Genomic DNA, 23,355 nt, shown 5'->3' with positions numbered 1-23,355 from the left:
CTACTACGGCAGCCAGGAGGGATCGGAGGCCAGCACGGTCAGCTGCTGCGTGGCGCGGGTCAGCGCGACGTAGAGCACCCGGCGTCCCGTCGAGGACTCGGTGACCAGCTCCGCCGGTTCCACCAGGACGACCGCGTCGTATTCGAGCCCCTTCGAGTCGAGGCTGCCGACCACCTTGAGCCGTTCGTCGGCCTGGCCGGCCAGCCAGCGCTCGACCTCGGGCACCCGGTCCATGGCGCAGATCACGCCGACCGTGCCCTCGACCGCGCCCATCAGCTCCTTGGCCGCCGCCTGCACCGAGCTTTCCCACGCGGCCGGGTCGACCGGCCGGACCTCGGGCTCCAGCCCGGTGGTGCGCACCGCCTTCGGCAGCTCGTCGGCCTCGGCCTGGTTGGCGACCACCTTGGCCGCCAGGTCGAAGATCTCCGCCGAGTTCCGGTAGTTGGTGCGCAGGGTGAAGCGCCGGTGCGCGGTGCCGCGGCCGAACGCCTGCTCCCTGGCCTGCGCGGCCTCCGGCGGGTCCGGCCACGAGCTCTGCACCGGGTCGCCGACCACGGTCCAGCTCGCGTACTTCCCGCGCCGCCCGACCATGCGCCACTGCATCGGCGAGAGATCCTGCGACTCGTCGACCACGATGTGCGAGTACTCGTCGTAGTGCTCCGGCCGCTGCGGGCCGGTGCCGGTGGTGCCGCGCGCGACCGGCGCGGCGTCCAGCTCGATCGACTGGGCGCGGCGGCGGCGCTTCGGCGGCGGGCCGATCAGCACGCGCAGCTCGTCGAGCAGCGCGATGTCGGCCACCGACCAGCCGGTGGTGGTGTCGGCCAGCGAACCGGCCAGCAGGGTGATCTCCTCGCGGTTGAGCAGGCCCTTGCCCACCTTGGCCAGCCGCTTTTCCTCACCGAGCCAGCGCAGCACCTCGGCCGGGTGCAGCACCGGCCACCACACCACCAGGAACCGGTGGAAGTCGATGCGCTCACCGAGATCGGTGATCAGCTCGGCGCGCTCGGCGGTGCGGCCGTCGGCCTTCGCGTACTCCTCGGCCTTGTCGGCCAGCGCTTCGAGCAGGGTCTCCGCGGCCCGCACGCGCGACCGGTTCGGCGGCCCGCCCTGGGTGTGCACCTTGCGGCGGACCTTCTCCAGCTCCCGCGCGTCGAGCTTGAGCACCTCGCCCTTGTAGACGATGCGCATCTCGGTCGGCGCGTCCGGCGGGGTTTCGCGCATGGCGCGCGCGAGCAGCTTGCGCATCCGCGAGGAACCCTTGATCGCGGCGAGGCGGGCCGGGTCCTGGTGGGTGCCGGTGGCGCCGTCGAGCAGCTCACCGAGCGCGCGCAGTTCCACGTTCGTCTCGCCCATCGCGGGCAGCACGCGCGAGATGTAGTTGGTGAACACCCCGGACGGGCCGACCACCAGCACCCCGGCGCCGCCGAGCTGGCGGCGGTGGCGGTAGAGCAGGTAGGCGGCGCGGTGCAGGGCGACCGCGGTCTTGCCGGTGCCCGGCCCGCCGGTGATCTCGGTGACCCCGCGCCACGGCGCGCGGATCACCTCGTCCTGCTCGCGCTGGATGGTGGCGACGATGTCGCGCATCTTCTCGCCGCGGGACCGGCCGAGCGCGGCCATCAGCGCGCCCTCGCCGACGATCCGCATGTCCTCCGGCACCGATTCGGCCATCAGCACGTCGTCGTCGACGTCGAGCACGGTCTGCCCGGAGCAGCGGATCACCCGGCGGCGCACCACGTCCATCGGTTCCTCGGCGGTGGCCTGGTAGAACGCCGCCGCGGCCGGTGCGCGCCAGTCGGTGACCAGGTTGTCGAACTCGGCGTCGCGGATGCCGAGGCGGCCGACGTAGACCGGCTCGCTGTCGGAGGCGTGGTCGAGCCTGCCGAAGACCAGGCCCTCGTACTCGGCGTCGAGCGTCTGCAGGGTCTGGTTGGCGTGGTAGACCATCATGTCCCGCTCGAACAGCATCGACGCCTGCTCGAACACGGCCTCGCGCTGGGCGCCGTGGCCGAGTTCGTAGCCCTTGGCGCGCATCGCCTCGGCTTGGGTCCGCAGTTCCGCGAGCCGGGTGTAGACCCGATCGACGTGGGTCTGTTCGATGGCGATCTCGGCCCGTCTGACCCGAGGTTCCGACACGCAGCGCTCCTACAGCTCACTCGCCGGGAAGGGGAAGAACGACAATACGCGTCCCCGTGCCGGGGTACAGCCAGTCCCGGTCAAAAACACAGGTGCGACCATTTCCCGGTGACCAGGATCGTGGCGGGGACCGCCGGTGGCCGGAAGCTGAAGGTGCCGCCGAAGGGCACCCGGCCGACCTCCGAGCGGGTCCGCGAGGCCTTGTTCAACGCCCTGGAAGTGGCTGGTGAGCTGGACGGCGCCCGGGTGCTCGACCTCTACGCGGGCACCGGCGCGCTCGGCCTCGAGGCGCTTTCCCGCGGTGCGCGCGAGGCGGTTTTTGTCGAGGCCGACAAGCGGGCGGCCGACGTGCTGCGCGGAAATGTGACCGCACTCGCACTCGGTGGCGGGGTGCGGCACGGCAAGGCGGAGACGGTGCTCGCCGCCGGCACCGACGCGCCGTTCGACCTGGTGCTCGCCGATCCGCCGTACGACCTCGGCGCGGCGCAGCTGGCGGCGGTGCTGGGCGCGCTGGTCACCGGCGGCTGGCTGGTGCCGGGCGGGCTGGTGATCGTCGAGCGGGCGCTGCGCGACGGCGAACCGTCCTGGCCGGACGGCCTGGAGCCGTTGCGCACCAAGCGGTACGGCGACACGGCACTGCACTGGGCCGAATTCGCCGCGAGTTGATAGCGTCCGCGTCATGCGGCGCGCGGTCTGTCCCGGCTCCTACGATCCGGTCACCCTTGGGCACATCGACGTCTTCGAGCGGGCGGCCAAGCTGTTCGACGAGGTCGTGGTCACGGTCATGGTGAACCCGAAGAAGCACGGCCTGTTCTCCATCGACGAGCGGATGGACCTGATCACCGCCGCGGTCACCGGCATTCCCAACGTGCGGGTGGACTCGTGGCAGGGGCTGCTGGTGGACTACTGCCGGGACAACGACATCGTGGCCATCACCAAGGGCCTGCGCGCGGTCAGCGACTTCGACTACGAGCTGCAGATGGCGCAGATGAACCACCGGCTGACCGGGGTGGAGACGCTGTTCATGCCGACGAACCCGGAGTACAGCTTCCTGTCCAGCTCGCTGGTCAAGGAGGTGGCCACCTACGGCGGTGACGTCTCGCACCTGCTGCCGGACGTGGTGCACACCAAGCTGATCGAGCGGCTCGCGGAGAACCGCTAGTCCATTCGGAGCAGCGGGCCCCCTGAATGGTCCCGTTCGCTCGGACCGAGTTCACGTTCGTGTCTCCCGGTGATCACGTGATCGGGCTACGGTTCGTGAATGATTAACCAAAAGTCGCGTGTAGCAGGCGTTCTGCTGGCAATCCTGGTCGCCCTCTTCGGCGGCGCCACGGCGGTCTCGGCGGCTCCGGTGGCACCGGCCGCTCCGGTGACGGTGCAGGCCGAGTGCGGGGACACCTCCGGCTTCGAGCAGGCTCCGCTGGACTCCCTGCCCGCCGAGGCCGGTGAGACCTACGACCTGATCCAGCAGGGCGGCCCCTACCCGTACCCGCAGGACGACACCGTCTTCCAGAACCGCGAGCGGCTGCTCCCGCTGTGCGACTCCGGCTATTACCGCGAGTACACGGTGGAAACGCCGGGCAGCCCGGACCGCGGTGCGCGCCGCATCGTCAAGGGCGAGGGCGACGAGTACTTCTACACCGCGGACCACTACGAGAGCTTCGTGCTGATCACCGTCTGAAGGCACGCGGGCGCACGGGTCACCCGGTCGTGGCGGACACGCCGGGTGGCCCTTCTTCACGCCGTTCCACCCGGTGGACGGGCAGACTGGGGTCCGGCGAAGTGCGAAGTTCTGCCGTGAGGGAGTTGCCGTGTACCGGGTGTTCGAGGCCCTAGACGAACTGGTCACCATCGTGGAAGAAGCACGCGGCGTGCCGATGACGGCCAGTTGCGTGGTCCCGCGCGGTGATGTCCTCGAACTGCTCGACGACGTCCGCGACGCGCTGCCCGGCGAGGTCGACGACGCGCAGGACGTGCTGGACAAGCGGGACGAGCTGATCAACAAGGCCCGCCACGAGGCGGAGACCACGGTCACCGGCGCGAACGCCGAGGCCGAGCGGACCATCGCCGACGCCACCGCCGAGGCCGAGCGGCTGCTCGCCGACGCCCGCGCCCGCGCCGAGCAGATGGTCGCCGACGCACACGCCGAAGCCGATCGCACGGTGGCCGCGGGCCAGGCCGAGTACCAGAACCTCACCGAGCGCTCCCGCGCCGAGTCCGAGCGGATGATCCAGGCCGGCCGCGACGCCTACGACCGCGCGATCGACGAGGGCCGGGCCGAGCAGGCGCGGCTGGTCGCGCAGACCGAGGTGGTGCAGGCCGCGCACGCCGAGGCCGCGCGCATCGTCGACGAGGCACACGGCGAGGCCGACCGCCAGCGCGCCGACTGCGACGCCTACGTCGACGGCAAGCTCGCCGAGTTCTCCGAGCTGCTGGCGACCACGCTGCGCACGGTCGACTCCGGGCGCAACCACCTGCGTGCTCCGACCGGTCTCGGGCGCAACACCGTGTACGACTACCAGGCGTGATGCCGGCGCGCGTCGTCGCGTACAGTGGTGAGGTTGCGCACTCCGGTTTCGAGTGCTGCCCTATTTGCGCACCCTCTAACCTCGTAGCAGAGAGAGTCATGTCTGAAGACAAGAGCGCGCCGCACGTCGACGCGCGCAGTCCCTGGGTGCTCGACACCCGCGAACTCGGCCGCCGGGCGGGCCTGAGCCGCCCCGTGCAGCGCGACGTCGAGGTCACCAAGCCGCTCGGCGTGCCCGACGTGATCGTCGTGCCCGAAGGCGCCAAGGTGGAGCTCGACCTGCTGCTGGAGTCCGTGGTCGAGGGCGTGCTGGTCACCGGCGGGGCGGTGGCCCCGGTGTCCGGGCACTGCGCGCGCTGCCTCGACCCGATCACCGACGAGGTCGAGGTCGAGCTGACCGAGCTGTACGCCTACCCGGACTCGACCACCGAGGAGACCACCGACGAAGACGAGGTCATGCGCCTGGTGGACGACCGGATCGATCTCGAGCCGGTGGTCCGCGACGCGGTGGTGCTCGCGCTGCCGCTGGCCCCGCTGTGCACCGAAGACTGCGCTGGTCTGTGCAGCGAGTGCGGGGTGAAGTGGGCCGATCTCGAGCCCGGACACGGGCATGAGACCATAGACCCTCGGTGGGCCGCGCTGGTCGAGCGTTTCGACGAGAATCCGGCGTCCGGCCCGGACAAGCAAGCCTGACGAGCGCCAGCTCGAAGACCGCAAGCATGCCCGCGCACGCGGGCAGATCGTGATTGAGGAGAACCAGTCGTGGCCGTCCCCAAGCGGAAGATGTCGCGTTCCAACACCCGCTCGCGCCGCGCCCAGTGGAAGGCCGCCCCGGTGCAGCTGGTGCCCTGCTCCAACCGTGCCTGCAAGGCGCCCAAGCCGCAGCACATCGCCTGCCCGACCTGCGGCCAGTACGACGGTCGTCAGGTCGTCGAGCCCGCCTGAGGTAGCTGAGACATGGGGGGAAAGTCGCCCACCGGTCCGGCCAGCGATCCGACGCCCTTACTCGAGGCGCTCGGCGTCACCCTCGACGCCGAGCTCCTCCGGCTCTCCCTTACCCACCGGTCCTACGCCTACGAGAACGGCGGGCTGCTGCCGAACGAGCGGCTCGAGTTCCTCGGCGACGCGGTGCTCGGCCTGGTCGTCACCGACCACCTCTACAACGAGCACCCGGACCTGCCGGAGGGCCAGCTGGCGAAGCTGCGCGCGAGCGTGGTGAACATGCACGCGCTGGCCGGGGTCGCCCGCGGCCTCGGTGAAGGCGGCCTCGGCGCGCACCTGCTGCTCGGCAAGGGCGAGGAGCTGACCGGCGGCCGGGACAAGGCGAGCATTCTCGCCGACGGTCTCGAAGCCGTCATCGGCGCCACCTATCTCGCGCACGGCATCGAGACCGCGCGCAAGCTGGTGCACCACCTGTTCGACAACCTGCTCGCCGAGGTGCCGCTGCGCGGTGCCGGACTGGACTGGAAGACCAGCCTCCAGGAGCAGACCGCGTCGGCTGGGCTCGGCGTGCCCGAGTACCAGGTCGAGGACACCGGTCCCGACCACCGCAAGGAGTTCAGCGCCAAGGTGATCGTTGCCGGGCGCACCCTGGGCCACGGAGTCGGCACCACCAAGAAGGAAGCCGAGCAGAAGGCCGCCGAGGCGGCGTGGCGCACCCTCAACGACGAACTCACCCAGCAGGGCGATGCCGGAACTGCCTGAGGTCGAGGTCGTCCGGGCGGGCCTCGAGAAGCACGTTTCCGGGCGCACCATCGCCGAGGTGAGCGTGCTGCACCCGCGGGCGATCCGGCGGCACGTGGCGGGTGAGGCGGACTTCTCCGGCAGGCTCGCGGGGGAGCGGGTGCTCGCGGCTCGCCGTCGTGGCAAGTACCTCTGGCTGGAGCTGTCCGGGCAGGACGCCGTGCTGGCGCACCTCGGCATGAGCGGCCAGATGCTGATGCAGCCTGAGGACGCGCCGGACGAGAAGCACCTGCGGATCCGCGTGCGGTTCGACGACGACGGGCCGGAACTGCGGTTCGTCGACCAGCGCACGTTCGGCGGGCTGGCGCTGTCCGAACTGGTCGAAGCCGACGGCACGCTGCTGCCGAGCACCATCGCGCACATCGCGCGTGACCCGATGGACCCGGCGTTCGACCCGGTGGCCGCGGTCAAGGCGCTGCGCTCGCGGCGCACCGAGGTCAAGCGCGCGCTGCTGGACCAGACGCTGGTCTCCGGTGTCGGCAACATCTACGCCGACGAGGCGCTGTGGCGCTCACGCCTGCACTGGGCGCGGCCAACGGACAAGCTCACCACCAAGCAGGGCGCGGCCCTGCTCCAGGCCGCCACCGACGTGATGGGTGAAGCCCTGCTGGCCGGCGGCACCTCGTTCGACGCGCTGTACGTCAACGTCAACGGCCAGTCCGGCTACTTCGAGCGCTCGCTGGACGCCTACGGGCAGGAGGGCCGGGCCTGCCGCCGCTGCGGCACCCCGATCCGGCGGGACCCGTTCATGAACCGCTCGTCGTTCTCCTGCCCGCGCTGCCAGCCCAAGCCGCGGTTGACCAGGGCCTGAGCCGTCACCGGGGCATTCCCGGCCCGGGCACGACGTGGATCTGCGCCAGGTCGGTGAGCTGACCGCAGTTCACGCAGGTGGTCTGCTCGGTGATCGTTCCGGCGCAGCCGGTGTGCCGGTACCGGATGGGCGGGCCGTCGGGCGCCGCCCAGCGATCTCCCCATTGGGTGAGGGCAATGATCACGGGTGCCAGATCCAGCCCTTTCCGGGTCGCCGCGTAGGTGCCGCGATCGGGATTTTCCGGGTTGGGGCGCCGTTCGAGGATCCCCGAGTCGACGAGGCTGTCGAGGCGTTTGGCCAGGACGTTGGTCGCGATGCCCAGCCGCTGGAAGTCGGCGAAGCGGGTCGCACCGGCGAAGAGCACGTCGCGCACGATCAGCAGGCTCCACCGCTCGCCGACCGCTTCGAGCGCCCTGGCGGCGGAGCACACCTGCGTGTCGTAGGTCCTGCCCAGCACAGCGGTCACCCTCCCTCTTCGCTTGCTTCATGCAAGTCTACCTTGTAGCTTCACTTTCATCATGCAAGTGCGGTTCGAGGGCTTTCCGGAGGAAAAGATCATGGACACCACCACGCTTCGTGGCGCCTACCGTGCGCTGCTGGATGCCGCCGCCATGGTGGCAGGCGCGGACGACCTCACTGTGGCGGCGGGTGAGTGGAACGCGGAGCAGATCCTCGCCCACGTCAGCATCGTCAACGCCGTCACCATCGCCGCCGCGGGCACCGTCTCGTCGGGGGCCAACACCACCTACGACAACCGCATGGCCCTCGACGCGTGGACCATCGACCGGGTTATCGCCGCCGGTGGCGGCAACGCCGGGCTCCGCGATCGCATCCGGGCCCAGGGTGAGGCCCTGTGCGCGCTGGCCGAGCACGCGTTGAGCGAGACCGAGCTCGACACCGCGGTGCCCACCCTGCTCCTGTCCGCCGGAACGGTCCTGGTCGACCAGCTGGTGCCGCTGCGGGATCTCATCGCGGGCCTCGCCGACGTCGAACTGCCCGGCCACACCGCACAGCTGCTGGCCCTCCTGCCGGACACCACCCCGGCCCCTGTCCCCGCGTGATCCCCGCTTGATTCGGCTCGAGCTGCCTGGCAGGCCGAGATCGACCAGTTGCGGCTACGCGTGAAGGCGACGCGATCGCCGCGGCTCGTCGACGGCTGCCGATGGTCGAGGTCGACCCCGCGATCACGCTGACCGGCCCGCGGGGTCCGGTCACCCTGCTCGAGACCTTCGAGGGCCGCCGAGCAGTGTGAAGGCTGCACGTTCTTCAACGGCCAGGTCCGCGAACTGTCCTAGCTGCATTCGCGCGACATCACCTATGCCACCTTCTGCCAGGGTCCCTACGAGGAAAGCGTTCGCTACCGCGATTTCATGGGCTGGGACATGCCCTGGTATTCGGTGCGGGACTGCGCCGGCGAGCTGCTGGCCGGCCGCCCGTTCTTCCTGCTCGCCTGCTATCTCCGCGACGGCGACCGCGTGTTCGAGACCTACTGGACGACCATCCGCGGATTCGAGGCCTTCTCGCCGAGCCACGGGCTGATGGACATGACCGTCTACGGACGGCAGGAGACCTGGGAAGACTCACCCACCGGCTGGCCCCAGCGGTGGAACGCCCGCGACCCCGGCGTGTGGCGCACCGATGGGCGGCCGACGGCCTAGTGGTCCCGGCTGACCAGGTCCTGAGCTGAAACTACCGCCGGATGGCGGACTCTTGTGCACACTACTGCGCAATGCGTGCTAGTGTTCGCGGCGCAGAACTGGAGGCAACCGGTGGAGATCAGTCAGTTACTCAAAGGGGTGCTCGATCTCGCGGTGCTCGCGGTGCTCCGCGGGCACGACGGTTACGGCTACGACGTCCTCCGCCGGTTGAGACAGGCCGGGCTGGAAGAGGTCGGCGACGCGTCGGTGTACGGCACGCTGCGGCGGCTGTACAAGGCGGGCCTGCTGACGTCGTATGTCGTGCCCAGCGAAGAAGGACCGCACCGCAAGTACTACAGCTTGAACGAGTCGGGGCGCCAGCGGCTGGCGGAGTCGGGCAGAACCTGGACCACCTTCGCCAAGACGATGGACAGCCTGTTGGGAGAGGCAGCATGAGCACCCAGACTCCCGCCGTCGTGCGGGACTACCTGGCGAGGGTCCGGACCGCACTGGCCGACCTCCCGCCAGCCGAAGTGGACGAAATACTGGAGGACGTCCGCCCGCACCTGCTCGAGATCGGCACCGAGCTGGGCGAGGAGGGCACCCTCGCGGCGATGACCGAGCGGCTCGGTTCGCCGGAGAGCTACGCCGCGGAACTGCGTGCCGCGGGGGACTACCCGGCGCCGGAGCAGGCGGGCAGCAAGGGTGATTCCGACCTGGGGGCGCGGTTGGCGGTGTGGAGCATGGCCGCGATGGTGGTCATCCTGCTGCCGTTCGGCCTGTTCACCGCGTCGAGCCTGTCCGCGGAAGCGTTGCTGCTGCTGGTTCCGGCGGGCGCGGTGCTGGTCGCGGGCGGCTGGTACCTGGCGCGTCACGGGGACGGCGCGATCAACCGGCTGCCGGAGCTGAAGCCGTTGCGCACCTTGGCGGGGCGCGAGTCGAAGGCGTTGTCGTACCTGAAGTCGCTGCGCCCGGCGTGGTGGCTGCTGTGCGCGGCGGTGCTGGTGGTGTTCGGCCTGCTGCTGCTGGTGGACGAGGGCCGCGAGGGCATGCTGGCGCTGGCGGTGCTGGCCGTGATCGCCGCGGTGATCGTCTGGGTCGGGCCGAAGTCGGTGACCGACCGGAAGTGGCTGTGGCTGAGCCTGCCGGTTTCGGCACTGGTGCTCGGGGTTTCGCTGGGGCTGGTCGCCGAAGGCGTCTACAAGGTGGCGGACGGCCGATACGGGGGATACGGCTACGGCGGCTACCAGATGTCGAACACGGTGGACGGGCTGCCGGCGCTGAGCTACGGGAACTCGCAGGTGGAGAACATCTACGCGTTCGACGCCCAGGGCAAGCCGCTGACCGAGGTCTACCTGTTCGACCAGGAGGGCAAGCCGCTGACGCTGCCGAGGTACGGCTGTGAGGCCGACACCGGTGCGCGCCAGCGCAAGGGGGCGGACAACCAGTTCCCACGGCCGGAGATCGACCAGTACGGCTACGACGACCGGGGCAACTACAACGGGTACAACGCCTATCAGGCGGGGTGCCGCGAGGTGCCGGGTGTGCCGTTCACCGCGGCGATCCCGAAGGTGCCCGCGCCCGCGCCTGCGCCGGTTCCGCCGTCGGCGCCGGGGACTCCCGCGCCTGCTGTCCCGTCCGCACCGGCCACCGCACCGACGCCGACCGGCTGAGGGTGCGCGCGCGAAGCGAGGAGCGGGATTCGGGGCCCGCTCCTCGCTTCACTTATGTCCTAAGAGGACTGTCAGAACGCCGGTCGGTGGAGTTCGAGCTGGGCGAGCAGCTCGCGGCCCTTCTCCGCGTTGCGCGGCTGGGACAGCACGTCGTAGCGGCGGGCCACCAGCTGGCTGCTCGAGACGAAGTCGCGCTTGCCGCGCGTGGCGCCGTAGCTGATCGCCGCGAACACCATGCCGAAGCCGACACCGGAGAGCAGACCGATCAGGATCGGCGCGAACCCGGCGCCCGCGGTGAACATGCTCAGCAGCAGGCCGACAAAAAGCCCGAACCAGGCGCCGGACAGCGCCCCGCTGGTCAGCACCCGCCCCCAGCTCAGCCGCCCGGCGACGCGCTCGACCAACATCGGCTCGACCCCGACGATGGTCACGTCCTCCACCGGGAACTTGCTGTCGGCGAGGTGGTCGACGGCGCGCTGGGCGCCCTCGTACGAGTCGTAGGAGCCGATGGGCCAGCCGCTGGGCATGGTCGGCAGCTGCGGGGTGGCCTGGCCCCTGGTGAACGCGGTCTGCGAGAAAGCTGTGGTCATTGTTCTCACCTCTCTGCCCCTCACAACGTTCCTACCCGGGTGGACATGCCCGAAAACGCCAGTTCACAGCCACTTCTCAGACTGTGACCCGGGTCGCTCCAGCCGGGGCGGCGGCGCGCGGGGGTGTCACGAATGTGGCTTTCGAGACGCCAGACGTCCCGAAAGCCACATTCGTGACACCCGAGGACGCTCCGGCGGCGAGGGGGTGCGCGGAGGCGGCCGTGTCCGGAGGGGTCAGACGGCGGCGAGCAGTTCCGGGCGACCCGCCGGTGAGCCGTCCGGGAGCCAGCGGGCGAAGAACTCCGGGGCGAACAGCTCGTCCAGCACCATGTGCGCCGCCCCGATCAGGCCACCCTCTTCACCGAGCCGTGCCTTGTCGATTCGAAGCTCCCTTGTGGACAGTGGGAGCGACCGGCGGTAAATGGTTTCCCTGATGGTGGCCAGAAACAGATCACCGGCGCCGGCGATCTTGCCGCCGAGCAGGATGGTGGACGGGTTGTAGAAGTTCACCATGGTGGCCAGCATCGATCCGATCCGCTTGCCCGCCGCGACCAGCAGGCGCACCGCCTGGTGATCACCGGAACGCGCGGCGGCGGTGACGTCGGCGGCGGTGACCCGGCCGTGCTCGGCCAGCACCCGCGCCAGCGCCTCGCTCTGCCCGGTGCGCGCGAGTTCCTCGCCGTCGCGGGCCAGTGCCGAGCCGCCCGCGAGGGCCTCCAGGCACCCGGTTTTCCCGCAGCGGCAGACAACTTCGCCCGCCGGGCCCTCGTCCGCGACCGCGGCGTGGCCGATGTCGCCGGCGCAACCCTGCGCGCCGCGGTGCAGGGACCCGCCGTTGCTGATGCCCGCGCCGATCCCGGTGCCGATCTTGACGTAGAGCAGGTCGCCGCCGTGCTCGTGCCCGCGCGCGGCCGGGTCCCGCAGCTCGCCGAGGCAGAGCAGGTTCACCTCGTTGTCCACCCACACCGGCGCCCGGTACTTCGCGCCGAGCCGGTCGCGCACCGGGTAGTTGTTCCAGCCGGGCATGATCGGCGGTTCGGACGGCCGCCCGGTGGCGAATTCGACCGGGCCCGGCAGGCCGAGGCCGACGCCCCAGATGGCCAGTTCCTCGGACCCGTGCTCGGCCCACAGCTTGTCGAGCGTGGATTCGACCTCGTCGAGCACGATCTCCGGGCCCGCCGCGATGTCGCAGTCGCAGTGCGCGACGGCGAGCACCGTCCCGGCCAGGTCGGTGATGCCCGCGATGAAGCTGGTGGCCCCCAGCTCCGCGGTCAGGATCCGCCCGGCGTCCTTGCGGAACCGCAGCGTCCGCGCCTGGCGGCCGCCGGTGGAGGGGTTCAGCTCCCCCTCCTCCAGCAGCCCGGCGTTGAGCAGCGTGGTGATCCGCTGGGTGACCGCGGTCCGGCCCAGCCCGGTCCACTCGGACAGGGCCGGCCGGGTCTGCGCCTGCCCGCTGCGGACCAGCCGCAGCAGCTTGCCGTAGCTCGCGACCAGCTCGGAGTTCGGCGTTTCGCCTCCGGGCGGCTCTCCCATGGGATCCCCTTCTGCGTGACTCCTTTCATCATATACGCATGACCGTCACACTTCTGCATGGGAAAGACATTTCGCCCGGTAGGATCCGGCGAAAGGTTAGCCGAGCGTAAGGCTTGGGGTGTATTCCTCGAACCACGTCTGCAGTTCGAGCACCCGGTCGAGCCCTTGGCGCACCTCGTCGGTGACCTCCGCCGAGTCCAACTCCGCCGCCTTCGTCACCCATTCCCGGTCCGCGAGCCCGAACACCGCGGCGTCGCGGTCGGCGACCAGTTCCCGTGCCTGCTTCTGCAGCGCTTCCGCGTAGTGCGGGTCCTGCGTCGACGGGTACGGGCTCTTCACCCGCGAAACCACCGACTCCGGCAGCACGTGCTTCGTCGCGTGCCGCAGCAGGCTCTTCTCCCTGCCGTCGAAGGTCTTCAGCGACCACGGCGTGTTGTAGACGTATTCGACCAGCCGATGGTCGCAGAACGGCACGCGCACCTCGAGACCGACCGCCATCGACGCGCGGTCCTTGCGGTCGAGCAGCATGCGCACGAACCGCGTCAGGTGCAGGTGGCAGATCGTGCGCATCCGCCGTTCCAGCCCGCTTTCCCCGTCGAGGTGGTCCACCTGCGCGACCGCCGTGCGGTACTGGTCGCCGATGTAGTCGTCCAGAGCCAGCCCGTCGGTGACCTCCCGGCGCAGCATCGCGGTCCGGCCGCCGGTCAGCTCGCGGAACGCCAGCCACGGGAAGGTGTCGGCGTCGCGGGCGGCCTGGTCGTGGAACCACAGGTAACCGCCGAACACCTCGTCGGCCGATTCACCCGACAGCGCCACCGTCGACTGCTCGCGGATCGCCTTGAACAACAGGTACAGCGAAGTGTCCATGTCGCCCATGCCGCCGGGCATGTCGCGTGCCCTGACCACCGCGCGCCGCACTTCGGGATCGCTCAGCGCGGCCGAGTCCAGCACCACGTTCTGGTGCGCCGAGCCGACCAGGTTCGCCACGTCGCGGATGTACGGTGAGTCGGGCGTGGCGCGGATGCGGTCGGGCTGGAAGTTCTCCTCCTGCCCGGTGAAATCCACCGAAAAGGTGCGCAACTGCTCGCCTTCGTTCGCCACGTACGGCGCCGCGAGCCCGGTGACCGCGCTGGAGTCGAGGCCGCCGGAGAGCAGCACGCAGCGCGGCACGTCGGCGACCAGCTGCCGGTGCACGATGTCGGTCATCAGCTCGCGGACCTTCGCCACGGTCTCGTCCCGCGAATCCGTGTGCTCGGTCGCGGTCAGCTTCCAGTAGGTGCGGCTGCGGATGCCCGATTCGCTGACGGTCACCGTCGAACCCGGCTCGACCTCGTGCATGCCCTTCCACAGCGACCAGCCGGGTGTTTTGGTGAACGCCAGCAGCCCGCGCAGGCCGTCGTAGTCGACCTCGCGCCTGGCCGCCGGATTCGCCAGGATCGCCTTCGGCTCCGAGCCGAACAGCACGCCGTCGCGGGTGGGGTAGTAGTACAGCGGCTTGATGCCCATCCGGTCGCGCACCAGCAGCAGTTCGCGCGTGCGCTCGTCCCAGACGGCGAAGGCGTACATCCCGTTCAGGTGCTCGGGCACGCCCTGACCCCATTCCAGGTAGGCGTGCAGCACGACCTCGGTGTCGCTGCTGGTGGTGAACCGGTGGCCCTTGGCCGCGAGTTCCTCGCGCAGTTCGGCGAAGTTGTACGCCTCACCGCTGTAGACCAGCACCACGTCGCCGGACGGCGTGCGCTCGGTCATCGGCTGGCGCCCGCCGGGCAGGTCGATGATCGCCAGCCGCCGGTGGCCGAGCGCGGCGTGCGTGCCCAGCCAGGTGCCGGAGTCGTCCGGGCCGCGGCAGGACATGGTGGCCGTCATCGCGTCCACCACCTCGCCTCTGGTGCGCAGGTCCGATTCGTAGGAGATCCAGCCGGTGATACCGCACATGAGCCCGCCTCCTGGCTTACTTAGCTATGCGAAATATCCGTAACACCGTTGTAACGCGGGACCGCGGAAATGTCTGCCCGGTATGCCTGCTCCGCCCGAAGCGTCACCGGCGTTGTGGCGGGATTCACCGCGCGTCAAAAAGGCGTAAATGGCCAGGAAAACGGCGTCAAGGACGCGTTAGGCGGGCTCGGTCGCGGCCGGTGACCGGCGCATCGTCGCATCGATCACCGAAACGGGTGATCTTCAGATGGAGAGGTGCGAATTGGCCGACTTGTTCTACGCCGTGCTGCTGATCGGCGTTTTCATCGCGCTCGCGCTCACCCTGCGCGGGCTGGAAAAGCTGTGAGCGGCGCGGGTGTGGTGGCCAACGCCGTCGGCGGCGTGCTGGCGCTGGGGCTGCTCGTCTACCTGTTCGCCGCCTTGATCAGGCCGGAGAAATTCTGATGTCCGACACCACGGCCGGTCTGCTGCAGACCGGCCTGCTCCTGGTCGCGCTGGCGGTGGCGTACAAACCGCTGGGCGACTACATCGCCAGGGTGTATTCGAGTGAGAAGCACCTGAAGGGCGAACTGTTCATCTACCGCCTGGTCCGGGTGAACCCCGGTTCCCAGCAGCGGTGGAGCACCTACGCACTCGGCGTGCTGGCGTTCTCGCTGGTTTCGGTGCTGTTCCTGTACCTGCTCCAGCGGTTGCAGCCGCTGCTGCCGTGGGACCTCGGGCGGGGCTCGGTCGATCCCGGCACCGCCTTCAACACCGCGGTCAGCTTTGTCACCAACACCAACTGGCAGTCCTACGTGCCGGAGTCGGTGCTGGGGCACGGGGTGCAGATGTTCGGGCTGACCGTGCAGAACTTCCTGTCCGGCGCGGTCGGCATGGCGGTCGCGGTGGCGCTGATCCGCGGGTTCGTGCGGTCGAAGACCGACCGCCTCGGCAACTTCTGGGTGGACCTGACCCGCGGCACCGTGCGCATCCTGCTGCCGATCGCCTTCGTCTTCGCCATCGTGCTGGTCGCGCTCGGCGTGGTGCAGAGCCTGTCCGCGGGGGTCTCGGTGACCGGTCCCGACGGCTCCACCTCGACCATTCCGCTGGCGCCCGCCGCCAGCCAGGAGGCGATCAAGGAACTGGGCACCAACGGCGGCGGCATCTTCAACGCCAACTCCGCGCACCCGTTCGAGAACCCGAACTCCTGGACCAACCTGATCGAGATCTTCCTGCTGCTGGTCATCCCGGTGTCCATGCCCCGGGCGTTCGGCAGGCTGGTCGGCAGCCACAAGCAGGGGTACGTGCTGCTGTCGGTGATGGGCGCGCTGTGGGCGGCCATGCTGACCGTGTCGTGGCTGGGTGAGAACCACCCGAACGGCCCGGCGGCGCTGCTGGCCGGTGCCGCCATGGAGGGCAAGGAACAGCGGTTCGGGCTGAGCCTGTCCGCGTTGTTCGCCACCAGCACCACCGGCACCTCGACCGGCGCGGTGAACTCGACGCACGACAGCTTCACCGGGCTCGGCGGCGGGGTTCCGCTGCTGAACATGCTCTTCGGCGAGGTTTCGCCGGGCGGCGTGGGCACCGGGCTCTACGGCATCCTGGTGATGGCGATCATCGCGATGTTCCTGGCCGGGTTGATGGTCGGCCGCACCCCGGAGTTCCTCGGCAAGAAGCTCAGCCGCCGCGAGGTCACCTGCGCGGCGGTGGCGATGCTGGCCATGCCCGCGGTGGTGCTGCTCGGCACCGGCGCGGCGCTGATGCTGCCGGACACCACGAGCGCGATGACCAACAGCGGCCCGCACGGGCTGTCCGAGGTGCTCTACGCCTACGCCTCCACCGGCAACAACAACGGCAGCGCGTTCGGCGGGCTGACCGTGACCAGCGACTGGTTCCAGTCCTCGCTCGGCGTGGCCATGCTGCTCGGCCGGTTCGTCCCCATCCTGGCGGTGCTGTGCCTGGCCGGCTCGCTCGCCGCGCAGCCGAAGGTACCGGTGACCGCGGGCACGCTGCCCACCACCGGCCCGCTGTTCGGCTCGCTGCTCGGCGGCACGGTGGTGCTGGTCGCGGCGCTGACCTTCGTCCCGGCACTCGCCCTCGGTCCCATCGCGGAGGCACTGGCATGAGCCGAAAAGTGGGTACGGGCGTGTTCAGCCCGCGGCAGCTGCTGACCTCGCTGCCCGACGCCCTGCGCAAGCTGCACCCGCGGCACCAGCTGCGGAACCCGGTGATGTTCGTGGTCTGGGCGGGGTCGGTGCTGGTCACCGCCTTCGCGGCGGTCGAGCCGAGCGTGTTCACCGTGTTGATCGCGGTCTGGCTGTGGTTCACCGTGTTGTTCGCGAACCTGGCCGAGGCGGTGGCCGAGGGCCGCGGCAAGGCGCAGGCGGAATCCCTGCGGCGCACCAAGAAGGAGACCGTGGCCCGGCGGCTGACCGCCGACGGGTCCGAGGAGGAGGTGCCGGGCGCCGAACTGCGCGTCGGTGACCTGGTGGTGGTCGAGGCCGGTGGGGTGATCCCCGGTGACGGCGACGTGGTCGAAGGCATCGCCACGGTCGACGAATCGGCCATCACCGGCGAGTCGGCCCCGGCGATCCGGGAGTCCGGCGGCGACCGCTCGGCGGTCACCGGCGGCACCACCGTGCTGTCGGACCGGATCGTCGTGAAGATCACCACCAGGCCCGGTGAGTCCTTTGTGGACCGTATGATCGCGTTGGTGGAAGGGGCTTCGCGGCAGAAGACGCCGAACGAGATCGCGCTGACCATCCTGCTGTCCACGCTGACCATCATCTTCCTGCTCGCGGTGGTCGCGCTGCAGCCGATGGCGGCGTACTCCGGCAGCGAGCAGTCCGTGGTGGTGCTCACCGCGCTGCTGGTCTGCCTGATCCCGACCACCATCGGCGCACTGCTCTCGGCGATCGGCATCGCCGGCATGGACCGGCTCGTCCAGCGCAACGTGCTGGCCACGTCGGGCCGCGCGGTCGAGGCGGCCGGCGACGTGTCCACCCTGCTGCTGGACAAGACCGGCACGATCACCTTCGGCAACCGCAAGGCCACCGAGCTGATCCCGGTCGGGGAGTCCACAGTGGACGAGCTGGCCGCGGTGGCCAGGCTGTCCAGCCTCGCCGACGGCACCCCGGAAGGCCGCAGCATCGTGGAGCTGACCGGGTCCGCCGAGCCCACCGAGGCGGAGCGGCTGGCCGAGTTCGTGCCGTTCACCGCGCAGACCCGGATGAGCGGGCTGAACCTCGGCGACCGCGAGATCCGCAAGGGCGCGGCCGGTGCGGTGCGCGCGTGGGTGCGTGAACGCGGTGGCGAGATGCCGGACAAGACCGAGCGGATCGTCGAGGAGGTGAGTCAGCAGGGCGGCACGCCGCTGGTGGTCGCCGAATGCGTCAACGGGCGGAAAGCCGTGGTGCGCGGGGTGATCCGGCTGTCCGATGTGGTCAAGCCGGGCATGCGGGAGCGGTTCGAGGAACTGCGCTCGATGGGCATCCGGACGGTGATGATCACCGGGGACAACCCGCTGACCGCCAAGGCCATCGCCGCCGACGCCGGGGTGGACGACTACCTCGCCGAGGCCAAGCCCGAGGACAAGATGGCGCTGATCCACCGCGAGCAGGAGGGCGGTCGGCTGGTCGCGATGACCGGCGACGGCACCAACGACGCGCCCGCGCTGGCCGCCTCCGACGTCGGTGTCGCGATGAACACCGGCACGTCGGCCGCCAAGGAGGCCGGCAACATGGTCGACCTCGACTCGGACCCGACCAAGCTGATCGAGATCGTCGGCATCGGCAAGCAGCTGCTGATCACCAGGGGCGCGCTGACCACCTTCAGCGTGGCGAACGACCTGGCGAAGTACTTCGCCATCCTGCCTGCCATGTTCCTGGCGATCTACCCGCAGCTCGGCGGGCTGAACATCATGGGGCTGGCCACCCCGGCCTCGGCGATCCTGTCCGCGGTGATCTTCAACGCGCTGGTCATCGTGGCGCTGATCCCGCTGGCCCTGCGCGGGGTGCGGTACCGGCCGTCCAGCGCGGCCGCGCTGCTGCGGCGGAACCTGCTGATCTACGGCGTCGGCGGGGTGCTCACCCCGTTCGCCGGGATCTGGCTGATCGACCAGCTTGTCCGACTGATTCCCGGAATCGGGTGAAGAACGTGAAGAACCTGTTCAACCAGGCGGCCGCCGGGCTGCGCGTGCTGCTGGTGATGACCGTGCTGCTCGGCGTGGCCTATCCGCTCGGCGTGTGGGCGGTGTCCCGCGTGCCGGGGCTCCAGGCCAACGCCGAGGGCTCGATCGTCACACGGGACGGCCAGGCGGTCGGGTCGGAGCTGATCGGGGTGGACCCGGTGGCCGCCGACCCGGCTGCCGACCCGTGGTTCCACACCCGGCCGTCGGCGAACGGTGACCCGTCGGTCTCGGGAGGGTCCAACAAGTCCGGGTTCAACGAGGACCTGCTCGCCCAGGTCACCGAGCGCCGGGCGGCGATCGCGGCCAGGGAGGGCGTCGCCGAGGCGGCCGTGCCCCCGGACGCGGTGACCGCCTCGGCGTCCGGCGTGGACCCGACGATCAGCGTGGCCTACGCCGAACTGCAGGTGCCGCGGGTGGCCCGCAACACCGGTGTGGCCCCCGATCGGGTGGCGGAACTGGTCCGCGAGCACACCGGCGGGGTCATCCCGGGGGTGAATGTGCTGCAACTCAACCTCGCCGTGCAGCAGGTCACCGGCCGGTGAGGCGGACGCGGGCGCAGACTGGTCACGTGGAGCCGGAAACCGAATCGCCGCCGCGCCGGGGTGAGCTGCGCATCTACCTCGGCGCGGCGCCCGGCGTGGGCAAGACCTTCGCCATGCTCGGCGAGGCGCGGCGGCGGCTGGAGCGGGGCACCGACGTGGTGATCGGGCTGGTCGAGACCCACGGCCGCAAGAAGACCGCCGAGCTGCTCGACGGGCTCGAGGTGGTGCCGCGGCGGACCAGCGAGCACCGCGGGCGCGAGTTCACCGAGATGGACGTCGACGGGCTGCTGGCGCGCAAGCCGGAGGTCGCCGTGGTCGACGAGCTGGCGCACACGAACGTGCCCGGCTCGCGGAACGAGAAGCGGTGGCAGGACGTCGAGGAGCTGCTCGAGGCCGGGATCGACGTGCTGTCCACGGTCAACGTCCAGCACCTGCAGAGCCTCAACGACGTGGTGCAGCGCATCACCGGCGCCACCCAGCAGGAAACCGTGCCGGACGAGGTGGTGCGCCGCGCCGAGCAGCTCGAACTGGTGGACATCACGCCGGAGGCGCTGCGGCGGCGGCTCGCGCACGGCAACGTCTACCCGGCCGACCGCATCGACGCCGCGCTGGGCAACTACTTCCGGCCGGGCAACCTCACCGCGCTGCGGGAGCTGGCCCTGCTGTGGGTGGCCGACCAGGTGGACGTCGCGCTGCAGCGCTACCGCGCCGAGCAGAAGATCACCGACACCTGGGAGGCCAGGGAACGCGTGGTCGTCTCGATCACCGGCGGGCCGGAGAGCGAGACGCTGATCCGGCGCGGCAGCCGGATCGCCAACCGCGCCGGCGCCGAGCTGCTGGTGCTGCACATCCTGCGCGGGGACGGGCTCACCGGGCTCGGGCCCACCGCGGTCGGGCGGTACCGCAAGCTCGCCGACGAACTCGGCGCCACCTTCCACACCGTCGTCGGCGACGACGTGCCCAGCGCGCTGCTCGACTTCGCCCGCGGGGTGAACGCGACCCAGCTGGTGGTCGGCACGTCGCGGCGGTCGCGGGTGGCGCGGCTGTTCGACGAGGGCATCGGCGCGACCGTGGTGCAGCGCTCCGGGCCGATCGACGTGCACATGGTCACCCACGACGAGGCGGGCGGGCGGCTGCGGGCGCGGCTGAACCGGAGCCCGCTGACGCCGTCGCGGCGGCTGTGGGGCTGGCTGCTCTCCCTGGCCGCGCCCGGTGTGGCCACCGCGCTCGGGCTGCTGCTGAGCGAGCAGGTCGACTTCTCCACCGACGTGGTCGGGTTCGTGCTGGCGACCGTGGTGGTGGCGCTGGTCGGCGGGCTCGGTCCGGCGCTGGTCGCGGCGGCGTTCTCCGCCGGGCTGCTGAACTGGTTCTTCACCGAACCGCGGTACCAGCTGACCGTGCAGGAACCGCGGAACGTGATCACGCTGGTGGCGATGATCGTGGTGGCGATACTGGTGGCGGCGGTGGTCGACTCGGCGGCGCGGCGGGCCACGCAGGCGGCGCGGGCACGCACTGAGGCCCAGCTGCTGGCGTCGTACGCGCGCACGGTGCTGACGCACGCCCAGCCGGTCGACCGGCTGCTGGAGAAGGTGCGGGAGAACTTCGGGCTCACTTCGGTGGCGCTGGTGGAGAAGAAGTCGGGGTCGTGGCGGCGGGTGGCGCAGACCGGGCTGGACCCGTGCACCAAGCCGGACGACGCGGACGTGGACATCCCGATCACCGGCGACGTGCACCTGGTGCTGCGCGGGCGGGCGCTGCCAGCGCACGACCGCGGGGTGCTGGAGGCGGCGGCCGGGCAGGCGCTGCTCGCCCTGCGCCAGCAGCGCATGGCGGCCACCGCGGACGAGGCGCAGCGCAAGGCCGAGGCCACCGAGCTGCGCACCGCGCTGCTGTCCGCCGTCGGGCACGACCTGCGCACCCCGCTGACCTCGATCAAGGCGGCGGTGGGCAGCCTGCGTGCCGCCGACATCCAACTGTCCGAAGAGGACACCGGGGAGCTGCTGGAGGCGATCGAGCTGTCCGCCGACCGGCTCGCCGGGCTGGTGGACAACCTGCTCGGCTCCTCGCGGCTGGCCACCGGGGCGGTGCGGCCGCACCTGCGCGCGGTCGGCTACGACGAGGTGGTCGCGCTCGCGTTGTCCACTGTGGATGGTGCGGCGGCGGTCCGCGCCGAGGTGGCCGACGACGTGCCGTGGGTGGAGGCCGATCCCGGGCTGCTGGAGCGGGTGGTGGCGAACGTGGTGGACAACGCGCTGCGGCACGGTTCGCCGCCGGTCTCGGTACGGGCCAGCGCGCACGCGTCCTATGTGGAGCTCCGCATCGTGGATCACGGGCGGGGGTTGAAGAAGGGGGCAGCCGAGTCGGCGTTCGCGCCGTTCCAGCGGCTCGGTGACCGCAGCTCGGCGCCGGGGGTCGGGCTGGGGCTGTCCGTGGCGAAGGGGTTCACCGAGGCGATGGGCGGCACGATCAGGGCGGAGGACACCCCCGGCGGTGGGCTGACCGTGGTGGTGTCGCTGCCGAAGTGGACGGGGAATGGAGAAACATGAGCAGTTCGGGGGTCCGGGGGTCGTCCCCCGTGCAGACCACACAGGGCACGGTGCTGGTGGTGGACGACGAGCCGCAGATCGTGCGGGCGCTGCGGATCAACCTGTCCGCGCGCGGGTACAAGGTGATCACCGCGCACGACGGCTCGGCGGCGCTGCGCGCGGTCGCCGAGACCAAGCCGGACGTGGTGGTGCTCGACCTGGGGTTGCCGGACATGGACGGCAACGAGGTGATCGCGGGCCTGCGCGGCTGGACCACGGTGCCGATCATCGTGCTGTCCGCCCGCGGCGACTCGGCCGACAAGGTGGGCGCGCTCGACGCGGGCGCGGACGACTACGTGACCAAGCCGTTCGGCATGGACGAGCTGCTGGCGCGGTTGCGCGCGGCGGTCCGGCGCTCGGCGGTGACCGGGGGCGAGGACGGCAGCGCGGTGGTGGAGACCGACGCGTTCACCATCGACCTGGCGGCGAAGAAGGTGCTCCGGGACGGGGCCGAGGTGCACCTGACGAAGACCGAATGGGGTGTGCTGGAGCTGCTGGTCCGCAACCGGGGGCGGCTGGTGGCGCAGAAGCAACTGCTGCACGAGGTGTGGGGGCCTTCGTACGACACGGAGTCGCACTACCTGCGGGTGTACCTGGCGCAGCTGAGGCGGAAACTGGAGCCGGAGCCTTCACGGCCGCGGCACCTGCTGACCGAGCCCGGCATGGGCTACCGCTTCGAACCCTGACAAACGGCCCGAGCGCGCGGGCCGAACGCAATGAATGTGGCTTTCATAGCGCCAGACGCTATGAAAGCCACATTCATTGCACAGGTCTACGACACCGCGCGGTCCTACGAAGGGGTGCTGCTTCCGGTGCCCGGGTCGCTCGAGTCCGGCGGTGGGCTGCTCGGCTCACTCGTCGGCGGCTCCGACGACGTCGGCGGCTTCGAGGTGGGCGGGATCGGCGGGGGCGTGGTCGTGGTGACCGGCGGCTGCGGCGGGTCCACCGGGCCGGGCTGGGTGCCGGGCGGGGTGGGCGCGGGCGGCGGGGTGACCACCGTGGTGGTCGGCACGCCGTCCGGGCCGGTGGTGACGATGGTCGTCGGCGCCGCGCTGCTGGGCGAGGTGCCGGGCACCGGCACGCCGCTGACCAGCACCGGGTCCTGTCCCGGCTGCGGGCTGCCGGGCACCAGCGCGCCGGGACCGCCGCCGGGGCCCGCCTGCAGCGCGGGCGGCGCGTCGTCGGCGGAGCTGGGGCTGGAGAACTGCGCGACCGCGCCGAACGCGGTGGCGAGCGCGAGTCCGCTGGCGGCGAGAATGACGTACCCGGTCCGGTGCAGGCGTCCCCCCGGCTCACGGGGCGGGGCGACCACGGCCGGCTGGCTCGGGGAAGACCCCGGCGACTGGGGCATTGGTTCTCCTTGCGGTGCGGGGTGGCTGGACCCGAGCGAGCACTCCGGCGCCGGATCCGGAGGGGACCGTATCACCGTCGGATGACCCTGTGCGAGCGAACCGTCCCCAGGCGCTGACACAGGGTAG

25 protein-coding genes are annotated in these 23,355 nt (G+C 70.7%); 19 read left to right on the top strand and 6 right to left on the bottom strand.

The window, feature by feature from the left end; all coding sequences use genetic code 11:
• Positions 1–3 precede the first annotated feature (3 nt).
• Positions 4–2,133: a HelD family protein gene (locus A4R43_RS18965; RefSeq protein ID WP_113693557.1), complete on the bottom strand. Its 2,130-nt coding sequence runs from the start codon at positions 2,131–2,133 to the stop codon at positions 4–6.
• Positions 2,134–2,241: 108 nt separating this feature from the next.
• Here A4R43_RS18965 and rsmD point away from each other — a divergent pair, with 108 nt between their 5' ends.
• The 8 genes from rsmD to mutM all read left to right on the top strand — a co-directional run bounded on the left by rsmD (position 2,242) and on the right by mutM (position 7,214).
• Positions 2,242–2,799: a 16S rRNA (guanine(966)-N(2))-methyltransferase RsmD gene (gene rsmD, locus A4R43_RS18960; protein WP_205215377.1), complete on the top strand. Its 558-nt coding sequence runs from the start codon at positions 2,242–2,244 to the stop codon at positions 2,797–2,799.
• A 13-nt stretch (positions 2,800–2,812) separates the two neighbouring features.
• Complete coding sequence (gene coaD, locus A4R43_RS18955) at positions 2,813–3,295, top strand: pantetheine-phosphate adenylyltransferase (protein ID WP_113693556.1); 483 nt, start codon at positions 2,813–2,815, stop codon at positions 3,293–3,295.
• Positions 3,296–3,394: 99 nt separating this feature from the next.
• Positions 3,395–3,814 carry a guanyl-specific ribonuclease gene (locus tag A4R43_RS18950; RefSeq protein WP_113693555.1) on the top strand — a complete coding sequence of 140 codons (420 nt, stop codon included), beginning with the start codon at positions 3,395–3,397 and terminating at the stop codon, positions 3,812–3,814.
• Between the two features lie 130 nt (positions 3,815–3,944).
• A complete protein-coding gene (locus tag A4R43_RS18945; protein ID WP_113693554.1) occupies positions 3,945–4,661 on the top strand; it encodes a flotillin family protein in 717 nt (238 codons plus the stop codon).
• A 98-nt stretch (positions 4,662–4,759) separates the two neighbouring features.
• Positions 4,760–5,353 (top strand): YceD family protein, encoded by a 594-nt coding sequence (locus A4R43_RS18940; RefSeq protein ID WP_113693553.1) that lies wholly within the window; start codon positions 4,760–4,762, stop codon positions 5,351–5,353.
• Between the two features lie 69 nt (positions 5,354–5,422).
• Positions 5,423–5,605, top strand: a complete 183-nt coding sequence (rpmF, locus tag A4R43_RS18935; RefSeq protein WP_113693552.1) for a 50S ribosomal protein L32 — start codon at positions 5,423–5,425, stop codon at positions 5,603–5,605.
• A gap of 12 nt (positions 5,606–5,617) precedes the next feature.
• The gene (gene rnc, locus A4R43_RS18930) at positions 5,618–6,364 is read left to right on the top strand and encodes a ribonuclease III (protein ID WP_113693551.1); all 747 of its coding nucleotides are present in this window, start codon (positions 5,618–5,620) and stop codon (positions 6,362–6,364) included.
• Complete coding sequence (gene mutM, locus A4R43_RS18925; protein ID WP_113693550.1) at positions 6,348–7,214, top strand: bifunctional DNA-formamidopyrimidine glycosylase/DNA-(apurinic or apyrimidinic site) lyase; 867 nt, start codon at positions 6,348–6,350, stop codon at positions 7,212–7,214. Before rnc ends, mutM begins: the two co-directional genes overlap by 17 nt.
• 4 nt (positions 7,215–7,218) lie before the next feature.
• Here the strand turns inward: mutM and A4R43_RS18920 are convergent, their stop codons facing one another.
• Entirely contained in the window at positions 7,219–7,680 is a 462-nt protein-coding gene (locus tag A4R43_RS18920; RefSeq protein WP_205215376.1) for a winged helix-turn-helix transcriptional regulator, read from the bottom strand.
• Between the two features lie 52 nt (positions 7,681–7,732).
• Here A4R43_RS18920 and A4R43_RS43365 point away from each other — a divergent pair, with 52 nt between their 5' ends.
• The 5 genes from A4R43_RS43365 to A4R43_RS18905 all read left to right on the top strand — a co-directional run bounded on the left by A4R43_RS43365 (position 7,733) and on the right by A4R43_RS18905 (position 10,524).
• Positions 7,733–8,275 (top strand): hypothetical protein, encoded by a 543-nt coding sequence (locus A4R43_RS43365; RefSeq protein ID WP_205215375.1) that lies wholly within the window; start codon positions 7,733–7,735, stop codon positions 8,273–8,275.
• A gap of 101 nt (positions 8,276–8,376) precedes the next feature.
• Positions 8,377–8,466, top strand: a complete 90-nt coding sequence (locus tag A4R43_RS44400) for a DUF899 domain-containing protein (RefSeq protein WP_250645302.1) — start codon at positions 8,377–8,379, stop codon at positions 8,464–8,466.
• 43 nt (positions 8,467–8,509) lie between these two features.
• Positions 8,510–8,872, top strand: a complete 363-nt coding sequence (locus A4R43_RS43360) for a DUF899 family protein (protein WP_335645168.1) — start codon at positions 8,510–8,512, stop codon at positions 8,870–8,872.
• Between the two features lie 111 nt (positions 8,873–8,983).
• The gene (locus A4R43_RS18910; protein WP_113693548.1) at positions 8,984–9,307 is read left to right on the top strand and encodes a PadR family transcriptional regulator; all 324 of its coding nucleotides are present in this window, start codon (positions 8,984–8,986) and stop codon (positions 9,305–9,307) included.
• Positions 9,304–10,524 (top strand): DUF1700 domain-containing protein, encoded by a 1,221-nt coding sequence (locus A4R43_RS18905; protein WP_162788515.1) that lies wholly within the window; start codon positions 9,304–9,306, stop codon positions 10,522–10,524. The genes A4R43_RS18910 and A4R43_RS18905 overlap by 4 nt, the downstream gene beginning before the upstream one ends.
• Positions 10,525–10,595: 71 nt before the next feature.
• On the opposite strand, the gene A4R43_RS18900 is transcribed toward A4R43_RS18905, so the two are convergent.
• The 3 genes from A4R43_RS18900 to asnB all read right to left on the bottom strand — a co-directional run bounded on the left by A4R43_RS18900 (position 10,596) and on the right by asnB (position 14,582).
• Positions 10,596–11,114: a YflT domain-containing protein gene (locus tag A4R43_RS18900; protein WP_113693547.1), complete on the bottom strand. Its 519-nt coding sequence runs from the start codon at positions 11,112–11,114 to the stop codon at positions 10,596–10,598.
• A gap of 234 nt (positions 11,115–11,348) precedes the next feature.
• Positions 11,349–12,647: an ROK family protein gene (locus A4R43_RS18895; protein ID WP_113693546.1), complete on the bottom strand. Its 1,299-nt coding sequence runs from the start codon at positions 12,645–12,647 to the stop codon at positions 11,349–11,351.
• A 96-nt stretch (positions 12,648–12,743) separates the two neighbouring features.
• Positions 12,744–14,582, bottom strand: a complete 1,839-nt coding sequence (asnB, locus tag A4R43_RS18890; RefSeq protein ID WP_113693545.1) for an asparagine synthase (glutamine-hydrolyzing) — start codon at positions 14,580–14,582, stop codon at positions 12,744–12,746.
• Between the two features lie 342 nt (positions 14,583–14,924).
• Between asnB and kdpF the strand changes: the two genes are divergently transcribed.
• Genes kdpF through A4R43_RS18860 form a run of 6 tightly spaced genes read left to right on the top strand, consistent with a single transcriptional unit; the run spans position 14,925 to position 22,563 of the window.
• The gene (gene kdpF, locus A4R43_RS18885) at positions 14,925–15,026 is read left to right on the top strand and encodes a K(+)-transporting ATPase subunit F (protein WP_113693544.1); all 102 of its coding nucleotides are present in this window, start codon (positions 14,925–14,927) and stop codon (positions 15,024–15,026) included.
• Positions 15,026–16,687 (top strand): potassium-transporting ATPase subunit KdpA, encoded by a 1,662-nt coding sequence (gene kdpA / locus A4R43_RS18880; RefSeq protein ID WP_113693543.1) that lies wholly within the window; start codon positions 15,026–15,028, stop codon positions 16,685–16,687. The genes kdpF and kdpA overlap by 1 nt, the downstream gene beginning before the upstream one ends.
• Complete coding sequence (gene kdpB / locus A4R43_RS18875; RefSeq protein ID WP_113693542.1) at positions 16,684–18,711, top strand: potassium-transporting ATPase subunit KdpB; 2,028 nt, start codon at positions 16,684–16,686, stop codon at positions 18,709–18,711. The genes kdpA and kdpB overlap by 4 nt, the downstream gene beginning before the upstream one ends.
• 5 nt (positions 18,712–18,716) lie before the next feature.
• Positions 18,717–19,292: a potassium-transporting ATPase subunit C gene (locus A4R43_RS18870; RefSeq protein WP_113697716.1), complete on the top strand. Its 576-nt coding sequence runs from the start codon at positions 18,717–18,719 to the stop codon at positions 19,290–19,292.
• 26 nt (positions 19,293–19,318) lie between these two features.
• Complete coding sequence (locus A4R43_RS18865; protein WP_113693541.1) at positions 19,319–21,838, top strand: sensor histidine kinase; 2,520 nt, start codon at positions 19,319–19,321, stop codon at positions 21,836–21,838.
• Positions 21,839–21,867: 29 nt separating this feature from the next.
• Positions 21,868–22,563 (top strand): response regulator, encoded by a 696-nt coding sequence (locus A4R43_RS18860; protein ID WP_236809117.1) that lies wholly within the window; start codon positions 21,868–21,870, stop codon positions 22,561–22,563.
• Between the two features lie 104 nt (positions 22,564–22,667).
• Here A4R43_RS18860 and A4R43_RS42805 read toward each other — a convergent pair whose 3' ends face one another.
• On the bottom strand, positions 22,668–23,228 hold the full coding sequence (locus A4R43_RS42805; protein WP_162788514.1) for a hypothetical protein: 561 nt from the start codon (positions 23,226–23,228) through the stop codon (positions 22,668–22,670).
• Positions 23,229–23,355 lie beyond the last annotated feature (127 nt).

Origin of the sequence: Amycolatopsis albispora (assembly GCF_003312875.1) — a bacterium.
Lineage (GTDB): Bacteria > Actinomycetota > Actinomycetes > Mycobacteriales > Pseudonocardiaceae > Amycolatopsis > Amycolatopsis albispora.
This window is presented reverse-complemented; position numbering and strand designations above follow the sequence as displayed.